The organism is Paracraurococcus ruber (assembly GCF_004353985.1).
Lineage (GTDB): Bacteria > Pseudomonadota > Alphaproteobacteria > Acetobacterales > Acetobacteraceae > Paracraurococcus > Paracraurococcus ruber.
In genome coordinates this window covers 1-4,394 of record NZ_SMOA01000368.1, presented here as the reverse complement: position 1 = coordinate 4,394, position 4,394 = coordinate 1, and the positions used below count along the sequence as shown (strand labels likewise).

Genomic DNA, 4,394 nt, shown 5'->3' with positions numbered 1-4,394 from the left:
CGCCTCGGATCAGCCCTGACCGCGCGCGGCGACGCGTCCCAGGCCCGCGAACTCGTCCTCCGCGTCCTCACCCACAACCTCATGATCCTCGCAGAGGCCGCATAAGCCTTTCAACAAAGCAACCGGCGGTTCCAATCCTCGGTTCCGACTTTCGGTCCTGACCGCGGCATACCCGCGGGGTTGAGTCCCGGCGGGCCCCGGAGGCCCGGACGGCAGGGCGGTGCGCCGCCGCTCAGGCGGCGTCCTGCGCCCCCGGCGCGCCGGCGCGGGCCGCCGGCAGCCGCAGCATCTCCCGCGCCACCTCGGACGGCACCGGGCGGCCGAACAGGAAGCCCTGCACCTCGGCGCAGCCTTCCGCCTGCAACTCGGCATACTGGGCCGGGGTCTCGACGCCCTCCGCGCTGGTCCGCATGCCGAGGGAGCCGCTGAGGCCGGCGATCGCCCGCACGATCGCCCGCGCATCCCCGCCCTGGCCGAGGTCGCGGATGAAGCTCTGGTCGATCTTGATCTTGTCGAAGGGAAAGCTGCGCAGGTAGCTGAGCGAGGAATAGCCGGTGCCGAAATCATCCATCGAGATGCGGACGCCGAGCGCCCGCAGCCGGTGCAGGATGGCCAGCGTCGCCGCGGTGTCCTGCAGCATGACGCCCTCGGTCACCTCGACTTCCAGCCGCCGGCCGGGCAGGCCGGCCTGCGCCAGCGCCTGCTTCACTGTTTCCACCAGCGTCTCGTTGCGGAACTGCACGGCGGAGACGTTGACCGCGACCGTGACCTCGGCCGGCCAGGTCGCGGCTTCGCGGCAGGCGGTCCGCAGCACCCAGTCGCCGATCGGGATGATCAGCCCCGTCTCCTCCGCCACCGGCACGAATTCCGCCGGGGCGACCACGCCGCGCTCCTCGTCATGCCAGCGCAGCAGCGCCTCGAACCCGATGATCCGGCCGGAGGCGGTGTCGATCTGCGGCTGGTAGAGCAGTTTCAGGTCGCCTTCCGCCAGCGCCCGCCGCAGGTCGAGTTCGAGCTTGCGGCGCGCCTGCATGCGGGCATCCATCTCCGGCGCGAAGAAGCGCCAGGTGCCGCGGCCCTCGGCCTTGGCGCGGTACAGCGCGAGGTCCGCGGCCTTCAGCAGCGCATCCGGCGTGGCGCCATCGGCCGGCGCCAGGGCGATGCCGACGCTGGTGCCGATGACCACCTGCTGGCCTTCGATGTCGTAGGGGGCGGAGATCTCCGGCACCAGCCGGCGGGCGAGGGCGGTCGCGGCCTCCGGCTGCTCCGCCCGGGTCTGGATGATGGCGAACTCGTCTCCGCCCAGCCGCGCCACCAGGTCGGTCTCCCGCACCAGGCCGCGCAGCCGGCCGGTGACGGCCCGCAGCAGCTCATCCCCCACCGGATGGCCCAAGGTGTCGTTCACCGCCTTGAACCGGTCGAGGTCGAGATAGAGCAGTGCGAAGCCCTCGCCGCGGCGGCTGCGGGCCAGCGCCGCGTCCAGCCGCGTCCGCAGCTCGCTGCGGTTGGCGAGGCCGGTCAGCGCGTCGTGCCGCGCCATGTGCTCGATCCGCGCCTCGGCCCGGCGCCGCTCGGTCATGTCCTGAAAGGTCAGCACGCAGCCGCCGCCCGGCAGGGCGCGCGTCGCGGTGGCGACGATGCGGTCGCCCCGCGCCTCCTCGAAGCTGCGGCTGTTGCCGGGGGTGAAGGTCCGGCGCCGCTCGGCATAGAGGGTGTCGAGGTCGCGGCCGGGGAAATGCCCGGCCTTGATGCCCTCGGCCAGCGCGTCGCGATAGGTCATGCCGGTGCGCACCGCCTCCGGCGGCAGGCCCAGCACCTCGGCCAGCTGGGAATTCGCCACCACCAGCCGCTCTCCCGCGTCGAACATGGCGACGCCGAGCGAGAGGTTCTCGAGCGTGGCCTCGATCCGCTGGTTCTGCAGCCGCAATTCCTCGACCAGGTGCTGCAGCCGGCGGTTGGCGGCCTGCAGCTCCTCCGCCATCAGCCCCATCGCCCGGTCGACCCGGCGATGGTCCCGCTCGGCATCCGCATAGGCTTCGCTGACCAGGGCGCCCAGGCGGTCGAGGTCGACGCGCCCCGCGGCGTCGGTCGCCTTGGCGAGCTGGCGGGCGAAGACGCGGTGCAGGGCCCCGTCCATGCCTCAGGCCGCCTCGGCCAGCAGGGTGATGGTCATGGTCTGGTTGTGCAGCGCGCTGGCGCCGGCCGCGGCATGCGGCGCGATCTCGCCATAGGCGTAGAAGCCGATGCCGGGGATGCCGGGCGGCAGGGTGGCCGCCACCGCCTCCGTCTCGTCCGCCACGGCCTGGCCCATCAGCAGGCGCCGGCCGATGCAGCTGACCAGGATGGCGGCCTCGGCCCGCGGCACAGTCCGCGCGGCCTGCCGCGCCGCCTCCGCCGCGCCTTCCGCCAGGCGGCCGCGGTCGCCCCGCATCAGCTGCGCGGTCCAGCCTTCCGGCACGTCGCCGGCGAAGGTCATGCTGCGGCGGTCGCGGTCGATGCCGAGGATGGTGCGCACCACCTCATGCCCAGGCCGGGTCGGATGGCCGATGCGCAGCGGGAAGAGCAGGGCGGTCCCGGGCAGGCCGGCCGCCTCCTCCCCCAGGTAGCGTTCATAGAGGTCGAGGGCCGGGGCGCCGTCCAGCTCCAGCAGGACATTGCCCTCGGCGCGGGTGATGCGGCGGCGCGGGCCGAAGGCGTCCCAGCCGCCGGCGCTGCCCTGGCCGATGCGCAGGCCGGCGCCGTAGAAGCCGATGGCGCCGACCAGGCCCCGCTGCGGCGCAAGGTCGCCGGCGCCGACCAGGGTCGTGGCGAAGCGCGCGCCATCCCCGGCCAGGCCGCCGGCCAGCGGCACGTCCGGCCCCAGCGCGTCGGCCAGGCCGGCGACCAGCGCGCTGCCATTCACCCCGAGCCCGTCGGAGAGCAGGAAGACGCCCGCCAGCCCGTCCCCGACCAGGGCGCGGCCGAGCGCCGCGCCGCTGTCGCGCGAGGCATCGCCCGGCAGGGCCGGGGCGGTGGCGAGGCGCAGCCGCGTGCCGGCAAAGCCGAGCGCCAGGGCGACGACCTGCTCGTCCTCCACCTCCGCCCCCAGGATCTGCCCGCCGGTGCTGCAGCCGAGCAGCAGCGCCCGCGGGCAGGCAGCCTGCAGGGCCCGGTGCGCCGCGCCATCCGCCAGCGCGTCGCGGCCGCCGAAATACAGAACGAGGTCGGCGCTGGCGGCGGCTGCCGGTCCCTGCCAGCCACGGCCGGGGACCCAGGCCAGATGCGCGCTGTGCATGATCGTCCTCCGACCCAGGGGCTGGGGCGTCGGCTCCCTCCTTGGCGCGATGGACTCTAAGGAAGGGTTATCGTGGCTGCCGCGGCACGAAAGACACGCCCTGGCATCTTTGACACAGTCCCGGGCAGCGCATGCTTGACCGCCGGAAGCGGGATGCGATTTGCTGACGGCTGAGGGACTTGCAGGAACCAGTTGCGGGATGAACACGCTGACGCGCGCCGGCCTCGCGGAGGCGATCTACAGCCAGGTCGGGTTGTCCCGGAACGAATCCGCCGCCCTGCTGGAAGCCGTGCTGGACCGCATGGCGACGGCCCTCGAGTCAGGGGAGGCGGTGAAGATCTCCGCCTTCGGCACCTTCATGGTGCGGCAGAAGGGGCAGCGGGTGGGCCGCAATCCGAAAACCGGGGTGGAGGTGCCGATCCTGCCGCGCAAGGTACTGTCCTTCCGCCCGTCCCAGGTGCTGAAGGCCCGGATCAACGGCCAGCCGGTGCCGGCCATGGACCAGGAGGCGTGAGGGCGCCGGGCCGCCCATGCCGATGCCCCAGGGCCGCCGGCCGGGCGGCCCGGCGGCGGCCATCCCGCCGCCGGACGACCCGATGAGCGAGGATGCCGCCGAAGCCGGCCGGCTGCGCGCCCGGAAGGCGCCGACCGCCTTCCGCACGATCTCCGAGGTCGCGGACGACCTGCGCATCCCGCAGCATGTCCTGCGCTTCTGGGAGACCAAGTTCCCCCAGCTCAAGCCGCTGAAGCGCGGCGGCGGCCGGCGCTACTACCGGCCCGAGGACATCGCGCTGCTCCGGCGCATCTCCGACCTGCTCTATACCCAGGGCTACACCATCAAGGGCGTGCAGCGCCTGCTGCGGGAAGGCGGCCTGGCCGACTCCGAGCATGGCGAGCTGCCGCTGGGCGAGCCCGAGCCCGCCCCCGGCAGCCTGCGGGCGGTGCTGGACGAGCTGGAGGAACTGGCGGAGGAGCTGCACGCCCTGGCCGGGCGGTAGCGCCGGTCGCGGCGCGATCACGGCCCCGCCGGGTCCCGGATAGCCGGGGGCGCCGGGCTGCGCGGCGCCCGCGCCGTCCCGCGATCCGCCCGCCCGGTCGCCGACGCGGGCCGGGCCGGCTC

3 protein-coding genes and 1 pseudogene are annotated in these 4,394 nt (G+C 74.1%); 2 read left to right on the top strand and 2 right to left on the bottom strand.

Going from position 1 to position 4,394, the window contains the following annotated elements; all coding sequences use genetic code 11:
- Window positions 1–232 precede the first annotated feature (232 nt).
- Together E2C05_RS29165 and E2C05_RS29160 are read right to left on the bottom strand one after the other, a co-directional pair.
- Complete coding sequence (locus E2C05_RS29165; RefSeq protein ID WP_133223129.1) at window positions 233–2,137, bottom strand: putative bifunctional diguanylate cyclase/phosphodiesterase; 1,905 nt, start codon at window positions 2,135–2,137, stop codon at window positions 233–235.
- Between the two features lie 3 nt (window positions 2,138–2,140).
- On the bottom strand, window positions 2,141–3,274 hold the full coding sequence (locus E2C05_RS29160; protein WP_133223128.1) for an FIST signal transduction protein: 1,134 nt from the start codon (window positions 3,272–3,274) through the stop codon (window positions 2,141–2,143).
- A gap of 199 nt (window positions 3,275–3,473) precedes the next feature.
- On the opposite strand from E2C05_RS29160, the gene E2C05_RS29155 reads away from it, so the two are divergent.
- Together E2C05_RS29155 and E2C05_RS35525 are read left to right on the top strand one after the other, a co-directional pair.
- The gene (locus E2C05_RS29155) at window positions 3,474–3,788 is read left to right on the top strand and encodes an integration host factor subunit alpha (RefSeq protein WP_133223127.1); all 315 of its coding nucleotides are present in this window, start codon (window positions 3,474–3,476) and stop codon (window positions 3,786–3,788) included.
- An 82-nt stretch (window positions 3,789–3,870) separates the two neighbouring features.
- A pseudogene (locus E2C05_RS35525) lies at window positions 3,871–4,245 on the top strand (MerR family transcriptional regulator); the annotation flags it as partial.
- Window positions 4,246–4,394 lie beyond the last annotated feature (149 nt).

Excerpts from the sequence above, each read along its gene's own strand:
- E2C05_RS29165 (WP_133223129.1), bottom strand. The coding sequence starts at position 2,137 with ATGGACGGGGCCCTGCACCGCGTCTTCGCCCGCCAGCTCGCCAAGGCG.
- E2C05_RS29160 (WP_133223128.1), bottom strand. The coding sequence starts at position 3,274 with ATGCACAGCGCGCATCTGGCCTGGGTCCCCGGCCGTGGCTGGCAGGGA.
- E2C05_RS29155 (WP_133223127.1), top strand. The coding sequence starts at position 3,474 with ATGAACACGCTGACGCGCGCCGGCCTCGCGGAGGCGATCTACAGCCAG.